24 protein-coding genes, 1 tRNA gene and 1 pseudogene are annotated in these 25,217 nt (G+C 66.2%); 7 read left to right on the forward strand and 19 right to left on the reverse strand.

The features are described from left to right. Positions 1 to 116: 116 nt before the first annotated feature. From ACFE77_RS11635 to ACFE77_RS11645, 3 genes are all read left to right on the forward strand, one after another. The gene (locus ACFE77_RS11635) at positions 117 to 587 is read left to right on the forward strand and encodes a hypothetical protein (RefSeq protein WP_375421804.1); all 471 of its coding nucleotides are present in this window, start codon (positions 117 to 119) and stop codon (positions 585 to 587) included. A 35-nt stretch (positions 588 to 622) separates the two neighbouring features. Next, a complete protein-coding gene (locus ACFE77_RS11640; protein ID WP_375421805.1) occupies positions 623 to 1,027 on the forward strand; it encodes a hypothetical protein in 405 nt (134 codons plus the stop codon). A gap of 677 nt (positions 1,028 to 1,704) precedes the next feature. After that, a complete protein-coding gene (locus ACFE77_RS11645; protein WP_375421806.1) occupies positions 1,705 to 2,832 on the forward strand; it encodes a hypothetical protein in 1,128 nt (375 codons plus the stop codon). A gap of 920 nt (positions 2,833 to 3,752) precedes the next feature. Here ACFE77_RS11645 and ACFE77_RS11650 read toward each other — a convergent pair. The 3 genes from ACFE77_RS11650 to ACFE77_RS11660 form a co-directional block, all read right to left on the reverse strand. After that, a complete protein-coding gene (locus ACFE77_RS11650; RefSeq protein WP_375421807.1) occupies positions 3,753 to 4,412 on the reverse strand; it encodes a tetratricopeptide repeat protein in 660 nt (219 codons plus the stop codon). Beyond that, positions 4,409 to 5,047, reverse strand: a complete 639-nt coding sequence (locus ACFE77_RS11655) for a DUF2238 domain-containing protein (protein ID WP_375421808.1) — start codon at positions 5,045 to 5,047, stop codon at positions 4,409 to 4,411. The genes ACFE77_RS11650 and ACFE77_RS11655 overlap by 4 nt, the downstream gene beginning before the upstream one ends. A gap of 1,113 nt (positions 5,048 to 6,160) precedes the next feature. Further along, a tRNA-Ser gene (locus ACFE77_RS11660) sits at positions 6,161 to 6,253 on the reverse strand. A gap of 178 nt (positions 6,254 to 6,431) precedes the next feature. On the opposite strand from ACFE77_RS11660, the gene ACFE77_RS11665 reads away from it, so the two are divergent. Continuing rightward, the gene (locus ACFE77_RS11665; protein ID WP_375421809.1) at positions 6,432 to 7,181 is read left to right on the forward strand and encodes a DUF1134 domain-containing protein; all 750 of its coding nucleotides are present in this window, start codon (positions 6,432 to 6,434) and stop codon (positions 7,179 to 7,181) included. Between the two features lie 116 nt (positions 7,182 to 7,297). On the opposite strand, the gene pyrC is transcribed toward ACFE77_RS11665, so the two are convergent. Then, positions 7,298 to 8,335: a dihydroorotase gene (gene pyrC, locus ACFE77_RS11670; protein ID WP_375421810.1), complete on the reverse strand. Its 1,038-nt coding sequence runs from the start codon at positions 8,333 to 8,335 to the stop codon at positions 7,298 to 7,300. An 84-nt stretch (positions 8,336 to 8,419) separates the two neighbouring features. Here pyrC and ACFE77_RS11675 point away from each other — a divergent pair, with 84 nt between their 5' ends. Then, entirely contained in the window at positions 8,420 to 9,160 is a 741-nt protein-coding gene (locus ACFE77_RS11675; protein WP_375421827.1) for a YgfZ/GcvT domain-containing protein, read from the forward strand. Here the strand turns inward: ACFE77_RS11675 and ACFE77_RS11680 are convergent. The 6 genes and pseudogenes from ACFE77_RS11680 to ACFE77_RS11705 form a co-directional block, all read right to left on the reverse strand. Continuing rightward, on the reverse strand, positions 9,139 to 10,440 hold the full coding sequence (locus tag ACFE77_RS11680) for a UDP-glucose dehydrogenase family protein (RefSeq protein WP_375421811.1): 1,302 nt from the start codon (positions 10,438 to 10,440) through the stop codon (positions 9,139 to 9,141). The two genes, ACFE77_RS11675 and ACFE77_RS11680, sit on opposite strands and share 22 nt — an antisense overlap. Positions 10,441 to 10,636: 196 nt before the next feature. Next, positions 10,637 to 11,743, reverse strand: coding sequence for an OmpA family protein (locus ACFE77_RS11685; RefSeq protein ID WP_375421812.1), 1,107 nt, complete (start codon positions 11,741 to 11,743; stop codon positions 10,637 to 10,639). 420 nt (positions 11,744 to 12,163) lie between these two features. Further along, positions 12,164 to 14,323, reverse strand: a complete 2,160-nt coding sequence (locus tag ACFE77_RS11690) for a phage tail protein (protein ID WP_375421813.1) — start codon at positions 14,321 to 14,323, stop codon at positions 12,164 to 12,166. Between the two features lie 404 nt (positions 14,324 to 14,727). Next, positions 14,728 to 15,525, reverse strand: a complete 798-nt coding sequence (locus ACFE77_RS11695; protein ID WP_375421814.1) for a DUF2163 domain-containing protein — start codon at positions 15,523 to 15,525, stop codon at positions 14,728 to 14,730. Then, positions 15,522 to 16,421: pseudogene (locus ACFE77_RS11700) on the reverse strand (DUF2460 domain-containing protein); the annotation flags it as partial. The gene ACFE77_RS11695 and the pseudogene ACFE77_RS11700, both read right to left, overlap by 4 nt. Before the next feature lie 168 nt (positions 16,422 to 16,589). Further along, on the reverse strand, positions 16,590 to 17,213 hold the full coding sequence (locus tag ACFE77_RS11705; protein ID WP_375421815.1) for a hypothetical protein: 624 nt from the start codon (positions 17,211 to 17,213) through the stop codon (positions 16,590 to 16,592). A 281-nt stretch (positions 17,214 to 17,494) separates the two neighbouring features. Here ACFE77_RS11705 and ACFE77_RS11710 point away from each other — a divergent pair, with 281 nt between their 5' ends. Next, positions 17,495 to 18,049, forward strand: coding sequence for a hypothetical protein (locus ACFE77_RS11710; RefSeq protein WP_375421816.1), 555 nt, complete (start codon positions 17,495 to 17,497; stop codon positions 18,047 to 18,049). Between the two features lie 400 nt (positions 18,050 to 18,449). Here the strand turns inward: ACFE77_RS11710 and ACFE77_RS11715 are convergent, their stop codons facing one another. From ACFE77_RS11715 to ACFE77_RS11725, 3 genes are all read right to left on the reverse strand, one after another. Further along, complete coding sequence (locus tag ACFE77_RS11715; RefSeq protein WP_375421817.1) at positions 18,450 to 19,139, reverse strand: HPP family protein; 690 nt, start codon at positions 19,137 to 19,139, stop codon at positions 18,450 to 18,452. A 63-nt stretch (positions 19,140 to 19,202) separates the two neighbouring features. After that, positions 19,203 to 19,469, reverse strand: a complete 267-nt coding sequence (locus ACFE77_RS11720) for a hypothetical protein (RefSeq protein ID WP_375421818.1) — start codon at positions 19,467 to 19,469, stop codon at positions 19,203 to 19,205. Between the two features lie 23 nt (positions 19,470 to 19,492). Continuing rightward, a complete protein-coding gene (locus ACFE77_RS11725) occupies positions 19,493 to 19,663 on the reverse strand; it encodes a hypothetical protein (protein WP_375421819.1) in 171 nt (56 codons plus the stop codon). A gap of 109 nt (positions 19,664 to 19,772) precedes the next feature. On the opposite strand from ACFE77_RS11725, the gene ACFE77_RS11730 reads away from it, so the two are divergent. Further along, positions 19,773 to 19,991 carry a hypothetical protein gene (locus ACFE77_RS11730; RefSeq protein ID WP_375421820.1) on the forward strand — a complete coding sequence of 73 codons (219 nt, stop codon included), beginning with the start codon at positions 19,773 to 19,775 and terminating at the stop codon, positions 19,989 to 19,991. Between the two features lie 28 nt (positions 19,992 to 20,019). On the opposite strand, the gene ACFE77_RS11735 is transcribed toward ACFE77_RS11730, so the two are convergent. The 6 genes from ACFE77_RS11735 to ACFE77_RS11760 form a co-directional block, all read right to left on the reverse strand. Beyond that, positions 20,020 to 20,571, reverse strand: coding sequence for a hypothetical protein (locus tag ACFE77_RS11735; RefSeq protein WP_375421821.1), 552 nt, complete (start codon positions 20,569 to 20,571; stop codon positions 20,020 to 20,022). A gap of 6 nt (positions 20,572 to 20,577) precedes the next feature. Next, positions 20,578 to 21,333 carry a Crp/Fnr family transcriptional regulator gene (locus ACFE77_RS11740; RefSeq protein ID WP_375421822.1) on the reverse strand — a complete coding sequence of 252 codons (756 nt, stop codon included), beginning with the start codon at positions 21,331 to 21,333 and terminating at the stop codon, positions 20,578 to 20,580. Between the two features lie 112 nt (positions 21,334 to 21,445). Further along, the gene (locus ACFE77_RS11745; RefSeq protein ID WP_375421823.1) at positions 21,446 to 21,775 is read right to left on the reverse strand and encodes a PilZ domain-containing protein; all 330 of its coding nucleotides are present in this window, start codon (positions 21,773 to 21,775) and stop codon (positions 21,446 to 21,448) included. 176 nt (positions 21,776 to 21,951) lie between these two features. Continuing rightward, positions 21,952 to 23,268, reverse strand: a complete 1,317-nt coding sequence (locus ACFE77_RS11750; protein WP_375421824.1) for an ATP-binding protein — start codon at positions 23,266 to 23,268, stop codon at positions 21,952 to 21,954. Next, positions 23,265 to 23,975 carry a response regulator transcription factor gene (locus tag ACFE77_RS11755; RefSeq protein WP_375421825.1) on the reverse strand — a complete coding sequence of 237 codons (711 nt, stop codon included), beginning with the start codon at positions 23,973 to 23,975 and terminating at the stop codon, positions 23,265 to 23,267. Before ACFE77_RS11755 ends, ACFE77_RS11750 begins: the two co-directional genes overlap by 4 nt. A 169-nt stretch (positions 23,976 to 24,144) precedes the next feature. Beyond that, on the reverse strand, positions 24,145 to 25,217 hold a 1,073-nt coding region (locus tag ACFE77_RS11760), incomplete at its 5' end, for a DHA2 family efflux MFS transporter permease subunit (RefSeq protein WP_375421826.1).

Here is a 25,217-nt window from a genome sequence, read left to right on the forward strand (position 1 = left end):
CGAGTTCATCGCGAAAACCCGCGAGGCCCTGTCAGCCATTTAGGGGGCACCAACATGCAATGCCCCGAGCTACGGCAGGTAGCGCTGTCCTGCATGGCCAGCGATCACAATCTCGCATGATCACCGCTGCACTTTTACTGATCGTTGCGACCGCGCAGGACGGCGAGCCAACACCGCATTCGTTGGACTTGTTGATGCAGGACGTGACGGAAGCATGTTTGCTTCCAGACCTCGGCATGATCGACCCTCGTCTTTACCTGTCCAGCCACGGGTGGGCTCGTAAAGGGAAAAGCGATACCTTCGAAAAGCGCATCGCCGATGCTCGGTATTCAGTTGCGATCGAGTGGCCCGCATCCAAAGGATCTACGGCATCATGTCCATTCGACAGCGACGACACCCCGGCCGTGGAGGTTTACGGCTGGTTTCGTAGCAGGATCGGTGAGCCGCAAGACATCGTCTGGAGTGAGCAGCAGATAGGCGGTTGGAAGATGCGAACGAATGGTCACGACGCCGGCGTTTACGTCAGTCGCAAGCGCACAATCGGCGATGCAAGTGGGGGCATGATGCTCCATGTCCTGCAGGGCTAAACATCCCTAAAGCGCAAGTGAACAGGGTCCGACATTTGACTGTCGCGAAAGCGGCGCCCTACGCGATGTCCGAAACGCAGCAAATTTGCGACAAGGCCACGGCAGGTTCCGCCCAATTGCGGATGTCGGCTGGGCAGCGGGAACTGTCGCGAATGATCAACCTTGTGGGCTATACGTTCCCTGAGAACCAAACGTTGATCGTATGCACTCACGTGTGGGACGGAAGCCCCGTGCTGCTCTTTTCCCACCATAGCGATGGGGACATTCAGTTGCTCTGTGGAGAACATGGCCATAGCCCGGCCGACGCCCTGGTGGTGGGCTTGGCAGAGATAAGCGGCCACTTGCATTTGATGCAGGACATCCCGACCGTTGACCCCGGCTATCGCGCGGTACGATCGCGCATCGGCGGAGGCTGGTCGATCCGAGGCGCAGGCGACTGAACGGCGGCTTACGCCCAATTGCGGACATTGGCTCGGGTGCCAAGCTCGACGGATGGAGCAAGTCTTCTATGCGCTCACTGAGACCCTGATCTCCTGGGTCGAGGACCGTTGGGGCTAGTTGCGTCGTGGGTTGTCGCAGCAACGCTAATCACGCTGCCGACTGCCGGTTTCGTGGCCGCCGCGCTTTGGCTGACACGCGGCTAGCTGTGGCCTTCCGTGCATCGGATGCCGCCCATTGGCGGACGTTACCAGCATCGCGTATGGCCCGCATGTGGAAGGGGTGAAGCGACAATATGGTGTACGGGGCCGCAAGGATGCCTTGTGGCTGCGTAAGCGCGTCTGCGAACGAGCGGGGCTGATCGTTCGGGAGCAATCAAGCCGTCATATTCGATTTGGCTGGCGAGCTTATCTTGTTGAAGTACCTGACAGTTTATCGAAGTCGCGCGCAGTCCAATCAGCGCTGCGAATGCGACAGCGGACACAGCTGCTCCGGTTGAACAACGTCGCAGGAGGCTTGTTGTCTCATGCCGGTAGGAACCGATTGTGGGCGGACCACGAACCTTTCCAATGTACTAGGCCGCTCGGCAGCTAACCACCGAGTCCAGACGTGCCGCTTTCGCAAACAATTGGACGTCTAGCCCCCAATCGCTGGAACCAACCTTCCGTCAGACTGCCCCTTGCCGCCGTTCCAGAACACGCTCACTCAATGCCTCATGCAAGCGAGCAACCTTCTTCACTCAGCCGTGCACCTCCCGCCGCTTCCCGCTGGTTGGCAGATCGTAACGACGGCAGTGCTGCCTGATGGGTCGCTTGGCCTGCTGGGCGCCAACGTCGATCTCGCGGGCGCTTGGGCGCGGGTGCAGCGGCAGGACACCGAACTGCTTGCGGCTGACTCGCCGGAGCGACCGCAGCGGGTCGCCGCGCGTGGTATCGCCCGCCTGTGGCGGTTCGACGGCACGACGCTCCGAGATGGCCCGACCGTGCCGCTTGAGTCCCCCTCGCTGGCACTTGCCGGGTTTTCGGATGGTCGCTGGCTGATCGCCGCTACGAATGGGCGCGACGAGCCTAACGGCCGGTTGTTCGCGCCCGATGGCACGTTGCTCGCACGTCTCCATCTCGGCGATGCGATCGAATACCTAGGCGTCGATCTCGTCAACCGTGTCTGGGTGGGTTGGTTCGACGAGGGGTTCTCCTGCAACATGGACCGCTTTCGCGAAAATGTCGGTCATACGGCGGTGGTTGCGGCCTGCTTTCACGCCGACGGCGCGATGCTGCCGGTCGGGCCAGTGCCAGACGATGCCGGGTTTCTAGCGGACGTCTATGCGATGACGATTACCAAGGATGGCGCGTGGGTATGCCCTTACACCGAATTCCCGCTGCTCCACCTACGCCCCGGCCAACCGGTCCGATGGTGGCGCAACGAACTGTCTGGAGTTAATGCAATCGCCACAGACGGTCGCCACGCGTTGCTCGCGGGCGGTTACGGAGACGACGCCGCGCGGCTTGCGCTGGTAGAGTTGGGTAGCGACGGTCAGGGGGAAGAGGTGAGTATGCTCGCATCGTGGCGGTTGCCACTCGTCGAGCGTGTTCCGCCGGAGCACGAGCACGCGTCGCACGCCAAGCATTTGATCTGGAAGCGGCCGGCGCTGCTCGTCGGCTGCGGCGACATGCTGCACCTCGTTGATGATGGGATCTGGTACGTTTGGCAGGTTGGAGATGCTGTCGGGGGTCTTGGCCGGACGTCGCGTAATGGCCTCTCGCGCCCAATTGAAGACATCCACGGCAGCGCTATCACGTGCAAATGAATGACGGCTACAATGGTCTTGGGAGTGCCGACCGCAACGGCTGCCTTCTTGCGGCACTCGCCGGTGTCGTGGCCTTCATAATTGATGGCGGCCGCTTCTTTGGTGATCCGGCACCCGGCGCTTGAGATTTGTGGTGGCGGCACATCCCTTTTTTGGTGCCGACGATCGTTGCGATTTTGGCCACCTTCACGGCTGGTCGCACGATCAGCGGGCGGGACGAACGCTAACGGCAGCTCTCCACCACAATACGAAAGTCGTGATCGGCAGAGCAGACGCCCGAAAGCGGACGGCCCAGAACCGGACTGTCAGGGCGACGTTATTTGACGGGCTAATCGTGTCCGAACTCCTCTTCGAGCGCATGCAACGTCGGTGCGAACGCCTTCATCGCTTTGCGGTGGCGAGCGTTCTGTGAGGCTCCCGAACCACTCGACACCCGGCAGCTGCTTATCACAACGAAGCTTGGGTCCGGACCGGATCGAGCAACGTGAATTGCCATCAGACGACGAATGCGTTCGCCGTACCGTCTGTCAAACTCGGCTGCGTCGCGCTTCTGACGTTGCGATGGGCAATCGCGGCTGGCGCTTGCCTCTTCACTGGCTGTGGCGAGCCGGTAGGTCAAATTCGTTGGGGTAGGATCAGCCGGAACCTGCGCAATCGAAGTGCTAGCAACACAGACCGGCAGGATAAGACAGGCTCGCATGCACAGATCATCAATCTGATGATGATTCCCGTCAATGTCCGCTTTCCACCCGGTTCGCACATGCCGCTATGGCAAAAGCGGCAACATATGCGACGTCTGAAACTCAGCGATGTTGCGAATGCGGCATGTCCGCTCTCGCCCGATCCCGGAGATTCACACAGCTTCTACCGCGAAGCGAAAAGCACTTCTGCCGCTGTTATGCCGCTCGACGCCTTCCTTGTTAAGTCAGTCGGCGAGGTTGGAATGTACGCACGATCTGCTCTGCCGCCGCGAGTTGCTGAGCCGAAAGATCCTTGGTGAACTGGTCGAGTTGATGTTGGGCGCCGGGTGAGACGCGCCCCTCCGAGATCACTTTAGAGAGCTTGAAGTAGGCGTATGCTTGTACTGCGTTTTTGAGCGCCATGTCGGGTCGGGCGGCAATCGATGGGACCGCGAACAGGCTCATTGGATAGCCTTGTTCAGCCGCTTGCATGAACCATGGCAGCGCTTCAGAAAAACGCCCCTGCTGCGCATAATGCACGCCAACATCATACTGAGCGAGCGAGTAGCCCGTGCTGGCAGCGACAAGCTTGTATTTGAGCGCCCTCTCTGGAGCGACGTCCACAACACCTTCGCCCTGGCCTGCATAGAAGCAGCCGACCTTGTAAGCGCCAAGCGGATCACCTGCCGCTGCTGCCTTAGTGAACCAGGCGAACGCCTTCTTGGCATCGCGCGGTCCGCCTGTCCCCGTGTGAGCAAGCATACCGAGGTGGTAGGCGGCTTCAGCGTTCCCCATCCTTGCCAGACTCTCGAGCTGCGCGTGGAGTGGAGGCCCGGCAACCACCGGCGCGCCGATAGCCGATGTTGCGGTGACGGCTACAGCTAGCGTGAGGTACCTCATCGCGCGCCTCGCAGTGCTTGCAGCTGCCGATTGTGCAGGCGAGTTAAAGATAGGAGCGACACTACTGCACCAACAAGACACATCAGCATGTCCCACTGCGAGTCCCAGACGTCGCCCTGAGAACCAAGGAACTCATCTGCGCCTTGACCAAGCAGCATGGCAGCCGCGAACTCGATGAGTTCGTAGGCGGCGCTCACCGCCAAGCAGCAAGCAAGGACGAGTCCTGCTAGGAGCTTTCCGGGCGTCAGCGTGCCCAAGCGGATGAGGAGCTCGCGCAGCACGATGGCAGGAACAAAGCCCTGCACAAAGTGCCCGAAACGATCGTAAGGGTTGCGAGACAGCTCGAACCACTCCTGAACGGAAAAGCCGATCGGCACGCGCGCATAGCTGTATGCACCGCCGACAATGAGAACCAATCCATGAAGCGCAATGAGGACGAGGGCTAGGGAGGTCAGAGGGAAGATGCTGGTAGAGAGCCAGAGCACTGGCAAGGCGACGAGCACCGGTGCAACTTCCATCCACCACGTCGCCCGATCGTAAGGCTGCCAGCCAGAAGCAGCGAGTGAAACCAGCCACAAGGCGGTCAGCGCCGAGAGCAGTGGCCGCTGATTCGATGAACGTAACATCGTTGCCATTTTTCAAGTTCCCCAATTGGCATGGGGTATCCGCCTGGGCGCAGGACGCAAGCGCTTGTTTGCTTTTGAAATACCCGCCATCCAGCTCGCCGAGATCGGCCGCTTACGCCAAGTTGCGGACCTTCGCTGGCACGTTGCCCGCTTCGCCAGGGAGATGGTTGCCGATGCATGCTCTGAAGCCATTCGTGCTATCGGTCGTAATTGGTATACTGATCCTTTGCGGACAAGCGGTGCGCTCTTTGACAGGTAGCGAGCTAGCGTTCGCTCTTCCTTTTACGGTTGTTGCTGGGGTCGGAGCTCTCGTGTTGAGGCGAAAAAATGACTACAGCGGCTCAACGAAGTTTGCTCTAGTCGTTTTGATTGCCGTCTGCGCCCTGCTCACGTTTGTGCAATTTATGTCGCTTTGACTTGGTGCTCATCTACTACCTATAGATCGCCGGCCGACCTGCGGCAGAAATGTCGGTTGAAGCTGGGAATGCAGTTGGCGACGCTAACGTCCGCTATCGCCCAAAGTCAGTCGTTCAGGTCGCTGCTCGCATTCATGTTCGATGATATCATCGCTATGCCCCTCCCACACAGCATTGATATCGCTGACGGAGGATCCCCAAGCCTCGGAAGCGCGCGCTCGCAACTTTCCATCACGTAGCATCTCGGCCAGCGTATCCTTAGCGATAGCGCGCCCACCTAATTGCTGTTCTACCATGTCAAGCGCGTCGCTGGCGCTTATCCAGTCACGAGTAGCGGTCACGCGCAGTTCCTTCGAGGTTGAGGTCCACCTGAGCAGATCAAGCTTGTTTGCAGTCGTCAACCTGCTGGCGACCACAAAGCCTGTGGCAAGCCCCTTCAGCCGCCACGGTTATTTTCATGATGCTGAAAGGCCTCGTGCCGGTAGTTCGTCGGCACATGATCCACCCGTGCGGGTGCAAAGCCTAACCGTCACCGATGGAGGCAAGCGGTGTCGATGGAGTGCTGATTAAGGCACGATTTTATTGATCCGCCTCTGCTTTTCGCCATTTTCCACCAGCGTTCGTACAAAACCAAACGAGAAGTGGGCATCTTAGTGGGCACTGGTGCCTCTATAAGCACCTAAACTACTGACATTTCGACACGAGATGGCGGAGACGGAGGGATTCGAACCCTCGGTACGAGTAAACCCCGTACGGCGGTTTAGCAAACCGCTGGTTTCAGCCACTCACCCACGTCTCCGGGTTGGCGAGGGGCGGCTATAGCGGGGCGCGGGGGGGCAGGCAACCGGCCAATGTATCGCTTCAACCCGCACCTCTAATGCAGACCGGCGCGTATTCGACTCGCATCGTCGCCCGTTCATTGCCGGGCAAGGTAACTCTTGGTTACTGTGGAAAGCCGATAGTGGCTGGGGGCTGTCATGCGATCGTGGATCTTGGGAATTGTCGCATCGGCGGCGCTGGCGAGTGCGGGGCCTGCGCAGGTGCGCACGATCGATCCCAATCGGGCGATCGACAGCGATCTCCCCGCCGGGCCGCGCAGCACAGCGTCGACCCCGGCGCAGCGCGAGACGCTCGGCGACCCCGTGCCCGCCGATCCGCCCGTTACAACGACCGCGCAGGACCTGCCGCCCCCCGTCACTGCGACCTCGCCCGCTGCGCGGGCCGAAGCGACGATGGACGTCGCGGACACCTATCCGCGCGAGGATCTGATGGCCGCGGGCGAAGGCGTGTTCGGCAAGGGTGCGGCGGGACTCGGCGGCATTCTGGAAAAGGTTCTGAAGGAGCAGGGCCGGCCCAACGCCTATATCGCGGGCCGCGAAGCCGCAGGCGCGTTCATCGTCGGCCTGCGCTACGGCTCGGGCGTTATGAGCCACAAGGTCGAGGGCACGCAGCCGGTCTATTGGACCGGCCCGTCGATCGGCTTCGATGCGGGTGGCGACGCCAACAAGGTCTTCGTGCTGGTCTACAACCTCCACGACACCGAGGAGCTGTTCCACCGCTTCCCTGCCGCCGAGGGGCGGCTCTACTTCATCGGCGGGTTCGCGGCGACCTATCTGCGGCGCGGCAACGTCGTCCTGATTCCGATCCGCCTGGGCGTCGGCTACCGCGCGGGCGTCAATGTCGGCTATATGAAGATCACCCACAAAGCCAAATGGATGCCGTTCTAAGCGCAGCGCAGGGCGGCCACGCCCGCCCGATCAGCGCAAGCCCGGCCGGCGGGTAGCGCAGCAACCCGTCCTACGTCACGGGATTAACTCCCGTGACGCCAAGCTTGAGACCCCTCCTACCCGACGAACCGCCACCCCAACGTCTCACCCGCTAGGAACGGCACCACCGCGGCGTCCCCCTCGCCGACCCGGTCAGGCACCACCACCGCATCCCGCACCAGCGTCACCGTCCCCTCGTTCAGCGGCAGCCCGTAGAACCGCGCGCCATGCTCCGACGTGAACCCCTCGCACCGGTCGAGCGCACCCTCTTCGTCGAACACCCGCGCATAGGCCTCTAGCGCGAACGGCGCGTTGAAGATCCCCGCGCACCCGCAGCCCGATTCCTTCGCGCCGACCACATGCGGCGCGCTGTCCGTCCCGAGGAAGAAGCGCGGCGACCCCGACACCGCCGCGCGCCGAACCGCCAGTCGATGCGCCTCCCGCTTGGCAACCGGCAGGCAATAGGCATGGGGCCGCAGCCCGCCGTCGAAGATCGCGTTGCGGTTGATCAGCAGATGCTGCGGCGTGATCGTTGCCGCGATCGGATGCGCAGCCTCGGCGACGAAGGCGGCCGCCTCCACCGTGGTGATATGCTCCAATACGATCTTCAGCGCAGGATAGTCGCGGGTGAGCGGCGTCAGCACGCGCTCTACGAACACCGCCTCGCGATCGAAGATGTCGATCGCGCGATCGGTAACCTCGCCGTGGATCAGCAGCGGCATCCCGGTCCGCTGGAGCCCGTCGAGCACCGCGGTCATCCGCCGGATGTCGGTAACGCCGTGCGCGGAATTGGTCGTCGCGTGCGCGGGATACAGCTTGCAGGCGGCGAACACGCCCGCCTCGTACCCCGCGGCGATCTCGTCGGGATCGGCATCGTCGGTGAGATAGCAGGTCATCAGCGGCGTGAAGTCCGCGCCTGGCGGCAGCGCGGCGATGATCCGCTCGCGATAGGCTTTCGCCGCCGCGACGCTGGTCACCGGCGGCGTCAGGTTTGGCATGATGATCGCCCGCGCGAATTGGCGCGCGGTATGCCGCGCCACCGCGTCGAGCATCGCGCCGTCGCGCAGATGAACGTGCCAGTCGTCGGGGCGGCGGATGGTCAGGCGATCGGTCATGCCCTTCCCTATCGGCGTGACGGCCGCGCCGCCAGCACCAGTGTGCCGCTTTCACATGCCCCTTGGCATCACTAGATGCGATCGATGCAAGCCACCACGCTGATCGATCGCGCGCTCGTGCGCCTGTCCGGGGAGGACGTTCGCGGGTTCCTCCAAGGGCTCGTCACCCACGACGTTGCGGGCGCCCTGCCGGTCTGGGCCGCGTTGCTAACGCCACAAGGCAAGGCGTTGTTCGACTTCCTGATTTGGGCGGACGGCGACGATCTGCTGCTCGATTGCGAGGCCTCACAGGCCGACGCGCTGGTCAGGCGCTTGAGCCTGTACCGGCTGCGGCGCCCGATCACCGTCATACGGGACGAGACGCTCGCGGTGCATTGGCAGCCTGACGAGGCGATGGGGACACCCGACCCCCGCCTGGCTGCGCTCGGCTGCCGCTGGATTGCCCCTCCGACCGCGCCGGCCGAAGGCTGGCTCGCGCACCGCCTGTCGCTTGGTGTGATGGAGGGCGTGGGCGAACTCGGCAGTGGCGAGACGCTCTGGCTCGAATGCAACGCGCGCGAGCTGAAGGGCGTCAGCTTCACCAAAGGCTGCTATGTCGGGCAGGAGAACACCGCGCGCATGCACCACCGTGCCAAGGTCAATCGCCGGCTCGTGGTCGCGCCGCTAGGTGAGCCGGGCGATCGCACCCGCGCGACCTACCCCGAACTCGGCCTGATGGTCGAACATCGCCGCGTCGACGCCTTGGGCGATGCGCTACGCCCCGACTGGCTGGTGGCGGCCCTCGCCGCCACGAGCGACGAGGATCAGCGACCCACCGCGGTATAGGCGAAGCCGGCGCCCTCGATCGTCTCACGGCGATAGACGTTGCGCAGGTCGACCATCACCGGCGCCGCCATCACCTGCTTCAGCCGCTTGAGATCGAGCGCGCGGAAGATGTCCCACTCGGTCACGATCACCACCGCATCGGCCCCGGTCGCCGCCTCATAGGCGTCGCCGCAATAGACCAGATCGGGCATCATCTGGCGGGCAGCCTCGGCGCCTTCGGGATCATAGGCGCGGACGGTGATGCCCGCATCGGCCAGCGCGAGCGCGATCGCCAGGCTCGGCGCGTCACGCATGTCGTCGGTGTTGGGCTTGAAGGTCAAGCCGAGCAGCGCGACCGTCTTGCCACGCGCGTCCTCGCCCAGCGCCTGGATGACCTTGCGGCCCATCGCGCGCTTGCGGCTGTCGTTGACCTTCACCACCGCCTCGACGATCTGCACCGGGGACTGATAATCCTCGGCGGTCTTCAGCAGCGCCAGGGTGTCCTTGGGAAAGCACGATCCGCCATAGCCAGGCCCGGCATGGAGGAATTTCTTGCCGATGCGATTGTCGAGACCGATGCCGCGGCTGACGTCGCGGACATCGGCGCCGACAGCTTCGCAAAGGTCCGCGATCTCGTTGATGAAGGTGATCTTGGTCGCGAGGAAGGCGTTCGCGGCATATTTGATCAGCTCGGACGATCGCCGGCTGGTGAACACGATCGGGCTCTCGCCGAGATATAGCGGCCGATAGACGTCGCGCATCACCTCCATCGCGTGCTCGTCCTCGGTTCCGATGACGATGCGGTCGGGCCGTTTGAAATCGCCGATCGCGGCACCTTCGCGCAGGAACTCGGGGTTGGACACCACCGCCACTGCCATGTCGGGGCGCTTCTCGCGCAGGATCGCCTCGACGCGGTCGCCGGTGCCGACCGGTACGGTCGATTTGGTCACCACGACCGTCGGGCCAGTGACCGCCGCCGCGATCTCCTCGGTAGCCGCGAACACATAGCTCAGGTCGGCATGCCCGTCGCCGCGTCGCGACGGCGTGCCGACCGCGATGAAGATCGCGTCCGCACCCGCCACCGCGCTTGCGAGATCGGTGGTGAAGCTCAACCGGCCTGCTGCGACGTTGGTCGCGACCAGCTGATCGAGCCCCGGCTCGAAGATCGGCATCCGGCCCGCTTCCAACGCGGCGATCTTCGTCTCGTCCTTGTCGACGCATACCACATCGTGCCCGAAATCGGAAAAACACGCTCCAGAGACCAGGCCGACATAGCCCGAACCGATCATCGTGATGCGCATCAATGCCTCGAGATTTGCAGGGGTCGCCCCCGAAAGTGGAAGAGCGCGGTCTTTAGCCGATCATCCGCGGATTGCCAGCACCCCATCCGTCCGGATCCGGCACGCTATTCACCACCACCCGTGCACGCATCACAACAAAAAGGGAGGCCGGCAATGCCGACCTCCCGATCTGTAACCCCAACAGTGGGGACGGGTCTTACTGACCCGAGCCCGGACCGTAGGTGATTTCCACGCGACGGTTCTGCACTTCGCGAACGCCATCGGCGGTCTGAACGCGCAGCTTGGTCTCGCCGAATGCTTCGGTCGAAACTGCCGTGTCCGGAATTGCCTTCGACGACAGGTAAGCCTTCACCGAATCCGCGCGACGCTGCGACAGACCGACGTTGTACTTTGCCGTACCCGAGGTGTCGGCGAAGCCGGCGACCATGACCTGCGCATTGCCGCAGCTCTGGTACTGGGTAACGGCGTTGTCGAGGATCGACGACGCTTCCGGCGTGATGTCCGACTTGTCCCACTCGAAGAACACGATGAACGGTCCAGGCGAGCAGACCGGCGCTTCGACCACCGGGGGCGGCGGAGGCGGCGGCGGGGGCGGGGGCGGCGGGGGCGGCGGCGGCGGAGCGGCAGGCTCGCCGAAGTTGTAGGTCACACCACCGAGGATGCTGTGCGACCGGAACCGACCCTCGAACGCGCGGTTGGTGACGTCCACCAGACGAACATTGTCTGCGTTGAAGAAACGATACTTCAGCGTGGCGTCGATGTTCTCGGTCAGCGGCGCGCGGATACCCGCGAGGCCCTGATACGCGAACACGGTGTCGGAGTCGTCGAGGAAGTCGCCGCGCGTGTTCAGACCGTAATTGGCCTTCACGCGAGCAACACCAACGCCGCCGCCGACGAAGCCCTGAATGCCGTCGTCTTCACCGAAGTCGAGCAGGCCGTTCAGCATAAAGCTGAGCGCCGAAGTACGACCACCAGCGGAGTCGAAAGTACCCGCAGCTGCCTGAGTTGCGCGGAACTGCGGAGTGGTGGTCGACGAGCTGTAGCTGTCGATCGTCGCGCTGCGATAGCCGACTTCGGTTTCGACCCGGAAGCCACCGAAATCATAGCCGATCACGGCATCGACGTCATAGCCATAGTCGTGATTGGCAGTACCAGCAGCGCTGATCGCACCAATATCATAGTCGATGTCTTCGACGATCATCGCGCCGCCTTCAACGCCGACGTACCACGAGTTATCGCGGGCGAGAGCCGGTGAGGCGAGAGCGGTGGAGGCAAGTGCCAAAACGACGGCAAGCTTCCGCATAGAATTCCCCTTTCCTGAGTGTCACTACGGACAGCGCAAACTCACTATCGGAGTGTTGGTTTCCGTGCAAGTCGACAAAATCCGGCGGTGTGGCAGAAACAACACAGTATTTGTCACCGTAGTCGGCATTCGGACCGTGGCTGCGAAGCATCGCGAGCACCGTGCCGATCGTCGATGAAGCTTCCTTGTCGATGGTCGTTCCGCTGGTCTACCCTGCTATCGCCAGTCCTGGCGCTAACCATTTCCACGCCGTCGACCAGCGCGGCTACGCCGCTTTAATCGCCGACCCTTCAGGCCGTGTCGAGGCACGCCCGCACCGCGCTATCGAGCCGAGCCAGTGCCTCGTGGTGCGTCAGGTCCTTCTGCGCCTGCGCGCCGTCAGTAGCGGCAAGGCGTGCCTGATGGTTGCATCGGTGTCACTCATGTTGCCTTTCCCGCAAGGATCTCGATCGTCGCTGGCGGCGACAGTCCCCAGGTGCCGCGCTGGCGCACAGACAGGGTCATCGGCTCCGCCGGCCGCGCCGCGGGTTCGATCCGCAGCCACGGCTCGTCGACTTCGACCACGCGTTCGTCGCCTGCCGCGGCGATCGTCACGCGATAGCGCTCACGTTCCTCACCGAGCGGCACCTCCGCACCGTCGATCGAGTGCCAGCCGAGCCGACTACGCCGCACCCAGCGCAGCGTCAGCGCGCCGTCCGCACCGCTTTCGGCGACCAGTTGGACCGGCGACGGCGGCAGGATCGATGCGCCCGCGATCGTCGCGACCGCCGCAGCCGGCTCGCCATCTCCGACCCCCGACGCGAGCACCCGCACCCGCATACCCAGCGAACTCACCGGCAGATCGATCGTCCGCAAGGCCGAAGCCTCGATCAGCACGAAGCGATCGCCCCTTTCCTGCGTCCCGATCGCCACCTCGGTCGCTCCGCACCCTCGTCGCAAGCCGCTCAGCCGCCAGCGCCCGCGGCCGATCGGCACCGCCGCCGCGAACTGCACCAGTTCATCGCCGATCAGCGCGAGGTTCGCGCCACGATCGATCGCCGCAGCATCGGCATCGACCAGCATCATGTCACCACGCGCCAGCACCACCACGAACGTGTCATCCTCGCCGCTCGGCGTCGACGGCGCGGGCCCGGCAGGTGTCTCGACCCGCCCGATCGTCGCCTCCGCCGCCGTCGCGCCGTCCGCGATCCAGCTCGCACCCTCGTCGACACTGTGGAGCAGCGCCGCCTGCCGCCACCCCGCCCCCGCCCCGCACGCGGCGATGCTCAACCGCGGCGACGTCGCCAGCGACCCGTCGAGCACCGGCAGTTCGAAACCATGGACGATCGTCGTCCCTACCATCGCATCCCGCGTCGGCAGCATCCGCCCGCTGGCGGCACTCGCCACCAGAACCGGCGCGCGTGAGACCGGCACCAGATCCAGCCGCGTCGCCATCGCCTCCAAGGTCGCGTTCACCACCCGCCAGACGCCGGCCTCGCCCGCGATCGACACGCACGTCCCCGGCGCCAGCGCCATCGCATCAAAGCCCGCCGATACGCGACGCCGCGTCCGCCCCGCCTCGGCTCGCGCCAGCACGCCCGACGCAATTCCCTTGGCGGTGCTGGCGGCGAGCACCGCGGGCACCTCGATCCGCTGCTCGATCTCGCCCGTGCCCGGCCGCACCGCGCGCTGCACCCCCGCCTGATAGTCGCGCGCCGGATCGTAATGCGCGACATGGACGGTCCGCGGCACCGTCTCCAGCGCCGCGATCGTCCGCCCGCGCCGCGCCTCGCCGCCCGCCGCCGCGACGCCAGCATCCTTGATCGCGAGAACATCCCCGGCCGCGTCGCGCATCGCCAGACCGGCGCCACGCGGCGCCCACCACGCCCCGCTCGCCACCGCCAGCGTATCGAGCACCGCAGCGACGCTGCCCCCACCTGCCGCGAAGCCGTCGATCGCCAACGTCACCTCGCCTTCCACCTCCACCGCCAGCGCACGCGCGATCGCCGACGCGCGCACCGGCGCCGCATCCGCGATCACCTCGAAGGTCAACGACGGGATGCGGTTGCCGAACTCGGCGAGTTGCATCCCCTCGAAGACCGCATAGGCGCAGCCGCGATGCGCCGGCGCCGCCGCGCCCTCCGCCGATCCGATCAGCGGATCCACCCGCTGGTCCTCGCCTCCCAAATGCAGGCGAAACCCGGTCGCGCTCTTCCAGTCCCCCGCCGCCCCGCGCAGCAGCTTGCCCTCCGCCCAGATCCGCCCCACCCCGACGATCGGCCGTGCCGACAACAGCACCGCGAACGACGCCGAAAAGCTATAATCGCTGGTCCGCGCGCCCTTGCCGCCGCCGCTCGATCGCGTCTCGATCAGATCGGTCGACCAGATCACCGTCCCCGCCACCCGGATCGTGCCGAACAGCTTCGCGATCTGCGTCCCGTAGCTCGACGTCTGCACCGCGAGTTCCGTCAGCCGCGGTCCGTCGCGGCGCGGCGGCGCGAACAGCGCGCGGTCGACGAGCCCGCCGATCACCGATCCGATCGCCCCACCGATCGGCCCGCCGATCGCGCTCCCCACCGTCGTCAGCACCAGCGTCGCCATCAGCCATCTCCCCGCCCGTCCTGCTTCGCCAAGCCCCGATCAGCACCCACGGCGCCACCCCGCCGCGTTCCACCACCCGGCCGAGCCCCGCATCGGCGTGGACGAACCCGCCCCCGCTCGCGACCGCCCCGCTCGCGACTGCCAGGTGGAGCTGCCCCGCCCCCACCGCGAACAGCAGCACGTCGCCCACGCACCGCCCGTCCGCCCGCGCTAACCGGGCATCGAGCAGCGCCCCGATCCGCACCGGATCGCCCCCGCGTAGCGCATACCCCGTCGGCACCGCCTCCTCGCCCAGCGCCGCCGCGACCACCCCGACGCAGTCCAGCCCGCTCGCCGGATCGCGCCCATGAAGTCGGAATCGCGCGCCGACCAGCGCCTGGGCCGCGCGCGCCACCCGTCCGCCCTCACCCACCGGGATAGCGCGTCAGCAGGTCCATGACCGGCAGATAGGGCTCGCCGCGAAAGTTCAGCGCATTCCCGAACCGCCCCGCACAGGTCGCGATCGTCTTGTCGCACCCCTCGATCACCTCGACGAGCGTCCCCGCCGCCACCGCGAACGCCGGATCCGCGCGCAGCGTCAGCGTCGCCCCCGCCGACCCCGCGATCGCGCTCGCCAGCCCGGTATTGGCGCCCCCGATCCAGCGCAGCACGCCCCCGCCATAGCCATCCGCGCTCGGCTCGACCGCATCGACCGTCACCACCACGCCCTCCACCGAGACCACTCGCAGCATCCGCCGCCGCCCCGCCATCGCCACCCGGCAGCGCTTGTCGCCCAGCGCCGCGCGGCAATCCGCGGAGGTCGTCTCGACCACCGCCCGGTCCAGCGCGGCACTCGCCCCGCGCAGCTCTGCGGTGAAGCCGCGGTCGCTCAACTCGACCGATCCAATCCGCCCCTCACCCAGCTCGGCGTGCAGCGCACCCGTGACCCAATCCACCGCGAAGATCGCCACCCGCGCGCCGTCCCAGCGCCCCGCGATCAGGTCGCGCTCGTCGATCGCGCTGCTGGTCAGCGCGCCGCCGACATCCATCGTGTCCGCCGCCAGCCCGTCGCCGCGCACCACCGCCGACGGCGTCATCCCCGGCGCCGCCCGGTGCACCAGCCCGTCGATCGTCAGGTCGCGGTCGTGCGCGGTCAGCCCGATCGTCACCCCGTCGCAGCGCTCGACCCGCCAGCACAGTGCGATCGTCGCGAGCGCGGTCATTCCCGAACCTCGACCAGCGGCACCGACGGCGCCGCCCCGGCGAGGAACGTCGCGCGCGTCACGCTCAACCGGTCCTGCGCGAACCGCACCGGTACGTCGAAGCCGAAGTCTGCGGTCACCACCGCGCCGGTCGCCGGCACGGCGTCGAGCGTCACCCACCCGCCCGGCTCGACCGCGAACCCCTGGGTGCGCACGCCGTTCACCGCCACCGCGACGCTACCCGCCACCGGCCGCGTGATCCTCCGCACCATCTCGCCATAGCGTTTCACCAGCGCGAACCGCCGCTCCACTCCGTCGCCGACCCCGATGCGCTGCCCCGCCGCGTTGCTGTCGAACGGATCGCGCAACCGGAACGCGCGCGCCGGCCCCAGCCGCGCGCGGAAGAACCCCAGCAGCACCTGGATATCGGCCTCCGATCGCACTCCCGGCCCGACATCGTACGACGTCAGCGCCGCGGACCACGCCGCATTACGCTGCTCGGCGCCGCCCGCGCTGGTCAGCACGCTGGTCGAGAAAGTCGGCGCCACTTCCGCATCGCGCCCCAGCGCCAGCGGGAAACTCACATCGTCGAACGCGTCCACGTCATCCTCTCCCCCATCAAGATGCCCGGCATCGAACCGAACGAACCCGTCGCGCATCAGCTGTGGCAGCGCCCACAGCACCACCGCCGCGACGCCCCGCGCCCGCGCCGCCAGCCCCGCCGCCTCGATGTGGCGCCACTCGGCAGCGTGCTCCGCGCGCAGCACGAACCCCGACAGGTATTGCTGCCGCTCGATCGGATAGCCGAGCCGGGCAGCCGCCGCGGCGACCCCCAGCCGCGTCGACACCGTGTCGCCCGCGGTCACCCAGTCGTAATCCTCCAACTGGAGCACATCGAACGCGGGATAGGCCCAGCCACACCCGCCAGCCGTCGCCCTCGACATGCTGCCCCGCCTGCGCCCAGCCGCCGATCCACCGCTCGTTCAACTCGCGCCGTGCGCCCCGGCTCAGCCGACCGATCAGGGCGCGACGATCCTCTTCGTCGAGCGCCGCCAGCAGCGCCACGATATCGGGTGCCGCCGGGGTCACGCGAGCATCCGCCGCGCCGCCAGCGCCGCCAGCTTCTTGAGGATCTCGGCATCGGTATCCTGACGGGTCGAGATCCCCAGTGGCGGCGAACCACCGCGCCACCCCCGCGCTCGCGCCGTCGCGCGGTGACGCAGCATGCGATATCCCGCCTCGACATCCTTCACACTCGGCGCGGCGGTCACACCGGACTCGACCGCCCCGGCACCAGGCCCTTGCCCGACGTCGGTGTCGGCATCAGCGCCAGCATCAGCGCGAGCGCGAGCACCTTCGTCCAAGCCGGAGCCGACACCGTCATCCACCGCCACGACAGCGCCGCTCGTCACCAGCGCGATCCCGACCAGATGCGTCTCCAGCAGCTGGTATCCCGCCTCGATCGCCGCCCCCCAGTCGCTCGCAAAGGCCTCGTCACGACGCCGCAACCTGTGCGCGGCCGGCGCCGACACCCCGATCGCCCGCGCCGAAGCGCTGACGTTGCACGTTGCGGCGAGGTGATCGAGGAACCGGACCTTCAGCGCTTTGCTCCACCGATAGCGCGCGTTCGCCTTCGTACGCCCACCCTCCGCCGCAGCCCCCGCCACGACGTTCACGTTCCCGTCCGCCATCATGCCCCCCCGCTTCATCGCCGCTACCGACCCGCCGCCACCGAGCCCGCCAGACGCAGTTCGGGCCGGCGGCAGCGCAGGATCACTCCCACACCGCCCCGGCCCGACTCGCTGGTTCTCGACGTTCCTGTTATGTGCCAGAACAGCGTCACGCTGTCAAGAGGAATGTACCTATTTGGTTATATCGCTTGATCGATAACATCATCTGGTGGCTCTGGGTACCTGCTGCCGCTTCAAGGCCCCAGAACATATAAGATCGAGCTCTTGACTCCGATGGTTGGCTATGTGGCTCTAACGAAATGCGCATTCCATCAAAAACGCTCGACCAAGTAGCCACTGAAGTTGGACGCTCCTGCTATTGGTGGGGCAACATCGAATTTCGACTGCAGATTCTCTGCGTGAAGCTGGCGCGCTTCAATGATGAAAGTCTTCGCCAAGTGCCGGCCTGGAACGTACTTTCCACCGTGCTGTCGCATATGGATGCGAGACAGCGGATCGCTGTAGCCAAGGCGCTGGCGGCACAAAGCATCGACCCCGATATGTACGCACCAATCGAGCGACTTCTGAATACCGTCGACAACGAGTTGCGCAGCGAGCGCAACCGCTTCGTGCACGATCAATGGGAATTAGAAGAAGAGGTCATCGTCCGCCGCAGGCACGGTGCGCACGTCGTTCGACCTCAGTCTCGCCAATTGACAGTCGAACAGACAAAGGATCGGCGCTACGTTGACCTAGCTGAAGTCGGCGCATTTGCGGGGCGGGTGGCAGATGCGCTCGCCGAGCTAATTGCGTTAGAGGCAGAACTAGACGATCTCTATGAAGAGATCTGGCCAGACGCCGAGGCGCTGGCGTGATGCATGCTTAATCACGACTGTTACAGTCACCGCAAAGATTGAATCCGTCGCTGATGTAGCCTTCTCGCCCCACGAATGGGTTCTTACAATGCGAGCATTCGGCGTCGAGCACTACGCCTGGTAGGGGCTCGCTCCATGAATGAAGCCGAAGCGTGGGGCGCGGCTTGGCGCCTTTGTCTCTGTTCATCGTCTCGCACTACCTTTATCGCCCTAACGGATACCTAATCGATTGGGTGAAAGCTCGTTGAGCGCTGCTTCGACTATGATCGCTAGAGCGCGGCGAATTGTGGGCTGGTGAACAACACAGAGTTAGCAATTTCTTCCCTCATCCTGAGAAGCTGCTCGCTCCTTAGATCGGGTTTAAGCTCGCAAATCACGGCACGTGACATCAGCCACAAGATCAACGCCGTCCCCTTACCCGCTCCGCCGCATGAAACTCCGCCCGTTGCAGTAACAGGTCGAGATCCTCGCGGCTGACGTCGAACGTCTCCCCCAGATCGGCCAGCGCCCGGTCGATGTCCTCGCGGTGCGGCATCGTGCTCCCCGCCGTCGCCACCGCGACCGCCGCCCCCGGCACCGCGGCGACATGCGGATAGCTATGCCCCGACAGCCGGTGGAACAGATAGCCGATAGCGGCGAGGATCACCGCGTTGACTCCGACCGGCACCAGCGCGAAGCCGAACCCCAGCGCGGCGATCTGCGGGCCGCCGATCACCGCCATCAGCGCGGTCGCGCCGCCGGGTGGGTGCAGCGACCGCGACAGCGACATCGCTAGGATCGCGCCCGCCACCGCCACGCCTGCCGCCAGCGCCGGGATCGGCACGACCTGCGCGACGCACACCCCGACCAGGGCCGAGATCATATTGCCGCCGATCACCGACCATGGCTGGGCGAGCGGGCTCGCGGGCACGGCGAAGACCAGAACCGCCGACGCGCCCATCGGCGCCACGATCAGCAACGCCGCGGCCGCGCCGACCGCCTTGGCCGCGATCAGCCCGGTCAGCGAGATCGCCACGAGCGCACCGAGGCACGCCACCAGCCGATCGCGCAACGTCGCGCCGGCCAGGATCGGAAGAAAACCCAGGGTCATGGTCCGCGCCTATGCCGCGCGGACCATCGTTCGTCACGCCCTCCTATGGGCGATCCATGCCGATCAGGACTCCGCGTTCGCCGGCTTGGCGCCGTCCAGCGCGGTCAGCACCATCGTCTCCCAGATCTGCGGGTCGCCCGCATGCGCCATCGCCGAATCCGGCTCGCGCAACGTCCGCAGCACCGCCAGCGCGTCGGGCAGGTGATCCTTCCACGCCGCGTCGACCGCGCCCGACGCGGATTCCTGATCGCCATCGCCGTTCGCGCTGATTCGTTGCGCGGTCAGCACGCGCGCGATCCGCTCGACCAAGGGGGTCGTCGATACATCCATCGTCTTCAGCTCCTGTCGTGACGTCAATCGTTGCCGAGCAGGGACGATTTGCGCGGCGGCGCGTCGCGCCCTTCCTCGCTCGTCTGCCCGCGATCCAACGTGTCGCTCGGCCGCTGCGCGTCGCCGTCGCGCTGATGCTCGGTCGACAGATTGGGCCGGTCGATCTCGGTGGTCGGCTTATGCGGATCGTCCATCGTCGCTCTCCTTCGAAGCCGTCAACGGTGCGGCCCGCATCGGTGTTCCGCCGCCGGGAGCCCGACGCGCGATCGTTCGTTCACCGCCTACGCATTCAGGAGAGACGAGATGACCGAACAACGCGCGATCGACGACAGCTTCCGCCCCGAAGACGCCTCGGGCCGCACCGGCGGTGGCGAAAGCGGCGGCGGCGCCTTCAAGGACGACTCGCTCGTCCCGACCAAGCCCGGCTCCTATGACGGTGGCCAGAGCCGCAAGGAATATCACGGCGGCGGCGACGACAAGGACGGCGACGGCAATCCGAACGCGGTCGCCGATCACGACTAGACCGGGATGACGATGGGTTGAGACCCCCTCACTCCGCCCATCGCTCGAGCGCCGCGTCGAACGCGCGGCGCTCGGCATCGCGCGCGTCCTCCAGCGCCGCGCTCTCCTCCCGCTGCGCCATGGTCAGCGCACGACGTTCACGCACCAGCGCCGCCTCGCGCTCGGCAAGCGCGCGCATCGCCGCCTCGTGACGCCGCTCGGCCGCCGCGATCGCCCGCTCCGCCTCGTCCAGCTTGGCGCGTGACGGCCGCGGCTTGGGCGCCGGCTTCGGCTTCGGCTTGCGCGGCGTCTTCGCGGCAGGCTCCGGCTCCGGCTCGACCTTGCGCGGCTTCTTCGCCGGCGTCGGCGGCAGCGCCGCCATCTGCTCCGCGACAGTCCCCCGCAATTTTTTAACGACCACGCCGGGGTTGGCAATCAGCTCGTCCGCTAACGGCGTCTCCGCAACGACCTCGGCCGCTCCGCGAGCGAAAAGGTCCTTCTCACTGCCCCAAGCCTCCAGCGCCGCTTTCTGGCTCGCCGCCGCGACATAGGCGTCGTGGAAGCCGATCGCGGTCCGGTAGATCTTCAGCGCCCGCGCCACGCGCGTTCAGCCCGCCGCGCGTCGTTCGCCCACCGCTTCGTCGCCCTCGGCCTCCTCGGCCGCGACCGTCAGATAGGCGGGATCGAACGACGCCATCGTGCACAGCCCCGCCCAATCATGGATCCGCAACGTCCCCGCGCTGAGATCGAGCAGCCCCGCTCGCCGCAGCTCCTGGATCGCGCGATTGGTGTGGATCGACGTCAGCCCGCACGCATCGCCGAGGTCCGCCTGGGTAAGCGGGAATGCCACGCCCGCACCACCGCTCGCGCCCGTCGCGCCGAGCCGGACGTGCAGCTCGCACAACAGGTGCGCCAGCCGCCGGTCCGCCGCGCGGTGCCCGACATTGATCGTCCAGCTCCGCTGGATCGCCGCGTCCAGCGCGGCTTCGGACCAGAAGGCGCGCTCGATCTGCGGCTGCCGGGTCATCGCCTGCCGCAGCGATCGCCGATCCACCGCGGCGACCCGCGCCGCCCCGATCGCCGCGATCGGCTGGTCGATCTGCCGCGCCGTGAACAGGTCGAAATCGCAGATGTCGCCGGGCAGGTAGAAGGCCAGGATCCGCCGCCGTCCGCTCGGCAGCACGGCGAAACGGCACGCCCAGCCCGCCAGCATGATGTGGATCGGTCCCGTCTCGGGGTCGCGATCGATCAGCGACCGGTGCCGCAGCGCGCGCACATTCTGACTTGTCAGCGTGCCGAGTGCGACCCGGTCCCCGCTCCCGAGATCGGTGTGACGCGCCAGCTTCCGGACGAGCATGCCCATCGGCTGGCTCTTGTCGCCGGCCCCTAAATCGAACGATTCCAACTGTCTCATGCTGAAAATACGGGCCGGCCGGCGAAAAGCGGCACCCGGCGTCAAAAAATATTGCGCGCGATCAGCCCTGGATCGTCAGCGACCGCATCAGGTCGCGCGGGATCGGCGTGTCGAACCGGCACCCGATCATGCTCGCCTCCCGCCACATCACCGTCGCCGCGATCGGCAGGCTGCCGTCCAGCCGCAACCAGATCCGCTCGTCTTCGGCGGACCCGTCCGCGAAGCTCAGCCGGCATCCATAGACCGACACGTCGGACAGCGTCGCATCGACCGGCGCGGCCCCGTGATCGCGCGCGGTAGCGCGACTGATCTTCACCACCACCCGCCCGGCGCCGCGGCGCTCGAGCGCCGCCGCCTCGACCTTGCGATACTGTGATGTCCTCGCCCCCATCCGCCGATCCCTCGATAGCTGCCCCAGCCTAGGTCGAAATGGTTAACGAAACCTTTAAGGCTGCCGCCTGAGCGTCAAGCTGCACGACGACGCGCGGTCGACCGCTGGCCCTGCGCCGCGGCGGCGGCCGCGCGCTCGGGGCCACCGCAGCCTTCTTCCTCCTCTCGCCCGTGATCTTAAAGCCGCGGCAGGAAGATCGCTGCGCGCAACCCGCTCGGCTCGCGGTTCGCCAGCGTCAGCGTCCCGCCCTCGTTCTCCACGATCCGCGCGACGATCGGCAGCCCGAGTCCGAACCCGATCGTGTCGCGCGGCCGCGCGGTGTCGAGCCGCACGAACGGTTCCATCACCCGCCGCAGCGACCCCACAGGTATCCCCGGCCCGTCATCCTCCACCGCCAGCGTGACGCCGCCCGGCACGTCCTCCAGGATCACCGTCGCGCCGCCGCCATAATGTAGCGCATTGTCGATCAGATTGGTCAGCGCGCGCTTCAGCGACGACGGTCGCACCACCAGCTCGCAATGATCCGGCCCGACATAGGCGCCCACCAGGCCGCGATCCTCGACATCGTCGATCAGCGTCGCGCACAGCACCGCCACATCGGTCAGCACCGGCTCCTCGGGATCGTCGCCCCCGCCCAGGAACGCTAGCAGCGACGTCACCATCGCCTCCATCTCGCCGATGTCGCGCCCGATTGCATCGCGCGTAGCGTGATCGCCGACCGCATCCGCGCGCAGCCGCAAACGCGCCAGCGGCGTTCGCAGGTCGTGGCCGACCGCCGCCAGCGCGTGCGTCCGGTCCGCGATCAGCCGCTCCAATCGGGCCTGCATGCGATTGAACGCCGCGACCACCCGTCGCACTTCGGTCGGCCCTGCCTCCTCGACCGGCACGTGACGCGTTCCGCCCCCGACCAGATCCGCCGCCAGCGCCAGTTGCCGCATCGGCCGGAGCGCCCGCCGCACCAGCAACGCCGCGACCAGCATCAGCGCCAACGCGGGCACCAGCGCCAGGAAGATCCGCTGGATCGCCAGGTTCAGGTTCTGCAACGGCTGCAAGGTCCGGAAATAAAGCCAGCTGCCGTCCGACAGCCGCACGCCCCCGGTGACCACCGAACTCCGCCCTGGCGAGGTCAGCCGCAGCCGCAGGTCCGCCGATGCCAGGGTCGGCTCCCAGTCGATCACCTGATCGTGCATCGTCGCCACCGACGGCGCGATCGGCGGCGGCGCGCCGAGCCCCTCCTCCCACCGCACCGCATAACGCTGGGTGGTCAGGTCCTGCGCCATCGACGGGCGATCCGCCCGATTGCGCTCCACCACTAAGCGCCGCGCAATGACGAGATGTTCGGCCAGCCGCCGCGCCTCGTCGTCGCGCACCGCGAACTGGCTCGCGCGCTCGTACAACAGCGTACTTGCGCCGAATTCGATGACCATCGTCAGCAGCAGGATCGCGATGATCTGCCCGATCAGCCCGATCGAGGGCTGCACCAGCCGCTTCAACTCCGCGTCACCTCGGTGTTGAACATATAGCCGACTCCGCGGACCGTGATGATCGGCGCGTCCTTGCCCGCGCTCGACAATTTACGTCGCAGCCGGCTGATCAGCACGTCGATGCTGCGGTCCGAGCTGTCGCCCAGCCGCGTCCGCGACAATTCGATCAGCCGCTCGCGCGCGATTACCCGTCCGGCATGGTCGGCTAGGCTCACGAGCAGGTCGAACTCCGCCCCCGTCAGGTCGACCACAGCGCCGGTCGGCGAGCTCAGCTCGCGCCGCGGCAGCGTCACCGTCCACCCGTCGAAGCGCAGCACGCCCTGCTCGCGCTCGCCCTGCTGACGGTCCAGCGCCCCGCGCCGCAGCACCGCCCGGATCCGCGCGATCAGCTCGCGCGTGCCGAACGGCTTGGCGATATAGTCGTCCGCGCCCAGCTCCAGCCCGACCACCCGGTCGGTCTCGCTTCCGCGCGCGCTGACGAAAATGATCGGCACGTCGCTCTTCTGGCGCAGCGCGCGGCACAGATCGATGCCGCTGGTGCCCGGCAGCATGATGTCGAGCAGGATCAGGTCGACCGGCCCCGCATCCAGGGCCAGCCACATCTCCGGCGCGGCCGATGCCGGGCGCACGACATAGCCATTCTCCTGCAACGCCCGCGTCGTCAGCGTCCGCAGCGCGGGATCGTCCTCGACCAGCAGGATGGTGGGTGCCGTCATCGAACGCTTGCTAGGCCGCGCCGCGACGACGGTCAACGAAACCGACTTTCAGGGGCAAAGCTGTACCGATCCAGTCCCGATACCAGCGTCCTTGTGTCGCCGCGAAGGCGGGGACCCAGTACTGGGCTCCCGCCTTCGCGGGAGCACAAATCACACGCAAAGCCGTCGCTCAATCCGCCGCGATCGGCCCGTGCGACGCGGTCGGGCGCCGCGTGAACCACAGGATCACGATCAGCCCCGCGCACAACCACGCCGACAGGCGGAACAGGTCGGTCGACGCCAGCAGATAGGCCTGCCCGACCATCTGCCGCGTGATCGCCGCCGCCGCCTGCACCGGCGAAAGCCCCATATTCTGGAGCGACGCCTGCGCCGCCTGGTACGGCGCCCCGCCGCCGATCGCCTCCGCAAGCCGGTTCTGGTGGAGCGCCTCGCGCCGGTCCCACGCGGTGGTGATGATCGATGCCGCGAAGCTGCTCGCCACGATTCGCGTAAAGTTGCTGATGCCGGTCGCCGACGGCAGCCGTTCGGGCGGGATGCGATCGAGCGAGATCGTCAACATCGCCAGGAAGAAGGTGCTCATCGCAATTCCCTGGACCATCAGCGGCACCATGAAGTCCCACGCGCTCGCGCTGGTCGTATAGCCCGATCGCATCCAGTAGGAGACCGCGAAGGCGGTGAAGGCGACGGTGGCGAGGACCCGCGCGTCGATCTTGCCCGACAGCCGCGCCACGAACGGCGTCAGCAGCACCGCGACGACGCCGCTCGGCGCCGCCACCAGCCCCGCCCAGGTCGCGGTATAGCCAAGCTGCGTCTGCAACCACAAAGGCAGCAACAGGATGTTCGCGAAGAACACCGCATAGCCAAGACAGAAGGCGATCGATCCGATCGCAAAGTTGCGGCTCTTGAACAATGTCAGGTCGACCGTCGGATTGGCGTCGGTCAACTCCCAAATCAGCCACGACACGAAGCCGATCGCGGCGACGACGCCCATGATCACGATCCGCGGCGAATTGAACCAGTCGTCGTTCTTGCCGAGATCGAGCATGATCTGCAGCGCGCCGACCCATACCACCAGCATCATCAGCCCGACCCGGTCGATCGGCAGCTTGCGGGTCGGCGTCTCGCGTTCCTTCAGCCCGCGCCAGCAGATGAAGGCGGTGAACAGACCGAAGGGAACGTTGATCAGAAAGATCCAGCTCCAATGATAATTGTCGGAGATGTAGCCGCCGAGGATCGGGCCCA

The organism is uncultured Sphingomonas sp., assembly GCF_964243315.1.
Classification (GTDB): Bacteria; Pseudomonadota; Alphaproteobacteria; order Sphingomonadales; family Sphingomonadaceae; genus Sphingomonas.

Coding starts and splice junctions, on each gene's coding strand:
- ACFE77_RS11635 (WP_375421804.1), top strand. CDS start 117: ATGATCACCGCTGCACTTTTACTGATCGTTGCGACCGCGCAGGACGGC.
- ACFE77_RS11650 (WP_375421807.1), bottom strand. CDS start 4,412: ATGAGGTACCTCACGCTAGCTGTAGCCGTCACCGCAACATCGGCTATC.
- ACFE77_RS11655 (WP_375421808.1), bottom strand. CDS start 5,047: ATGGCAACGATGTTACGTTCATCGAATCAGCGGCCACTGCTCTCGGCG.
- ACFE77_RS11665 (WP_375421809.1), top strand. CDS start 6,432: ATGCGATCGTGGATCTTGGGAATTGTCGCATCGGCGGCGCTGGCGAGT.
- pyrC (WP_375421810.1), bottom strand. CDS start 8,335: ATGACCGATCGCCTGACCATCCGCCGCCCCGACGACTGGCACGTTCAT.
- ACFE77_RS11675 (WP_375421827.1), top strand. CDS start 8,420: ATGCAAGCCACCACGCTGATCGATCGCGCGCTCGTGCGCCTGTCCGGG.
- ACFE77_RS11680 (WP_375421811.1), bottom strand. CDS start 10,440: ATGCGCATCACGATGATCGGTTCGGGCTATGTCGGCCTGGTCTCTGGA.
- ACFE77_RS11685 (WP_375421812.1), bottom strand. CDS start 11,743: ATGCGGAAGCTTGCCGTCGTTTTGGCACTTGCCTCCACCGCTCTCGCC.
- ACFE77_RS11690 (WP_375421813.1), bottom strand. CDS start 14,323: ATGGCGACGCTGGTGCTGACGACGGTGGGGAGCGCGATCGGCGGGCCG.
- ACFE77_RS11695 (WP_375421814.1), bottom strand. CDS start 15,525: ATGACCGCGCTCGCGACGATCGCACTGTGCTGGCGGGTCGAGCGCTGC.
- ACFE77_RS11705 (WP_375421815.1), bottom strand. CDS start 17,213: ATGAAGCGGGGGGGCATGATGGCGGACGGGAACGTGAACGTCGTGGCG.
- ACFE77_RS11710 (WP_375421816.1), top strand. CDS start 17,495: ATGCGCATTCCATCAAAAACGCTCGACCAAGTAGCCACTGAAGTTGGA.
- ACFE77_RS11715 (WP_375421817.1), bottom strand. CDS start 19,139: ATGACCCTGGGTTTTCTTCCGATCCTGGCCGGCGCGACGTTGCGCGAT.
- ACFE77_RS11720 (WP_375421818.1), bottom strand. CDS start 19,469: ATGGATGTATCGACGACCCCCTTGGTCGAGCGGATCGCGCGCGTGCTG.
- ACFE77_RS11725 (WP_375421819.1), bottom strand. CDS start 19,663: ATGGACGATCCGCATAAGCCGACCACCGAGATCGACCGGCCCAATCTG.
- ACFE77_RS11730 (WP_375421820.1), top strand. CDS start 19,773: ATGACCGAACAACGCGCGATCGACGACAGCTTCCGCCCCGAAGACGCC.
- ACFE77_RS11740 (WP_375421822.1), bottom strand. CDS start 21,333: ATGGGCATGCTCGTCCGGAAGCTGGCGCGTCACACCGATCTCGGGAGC.
- ACFE77_RS11745 (WP_375421823.1), bottom strand. CDS start 21,775: ATGGGGGCGAGGACATCACAGTATCGCAAGGTCGAGGCGGCGGCGCTC.
- ACFE77_RS11755 (WP_375421825.1), bottom strand. CDS start 23,975: ATGACGGCACCCACCATCCTGCTGGTCGAGGACGATCCCGCGCTGCGG.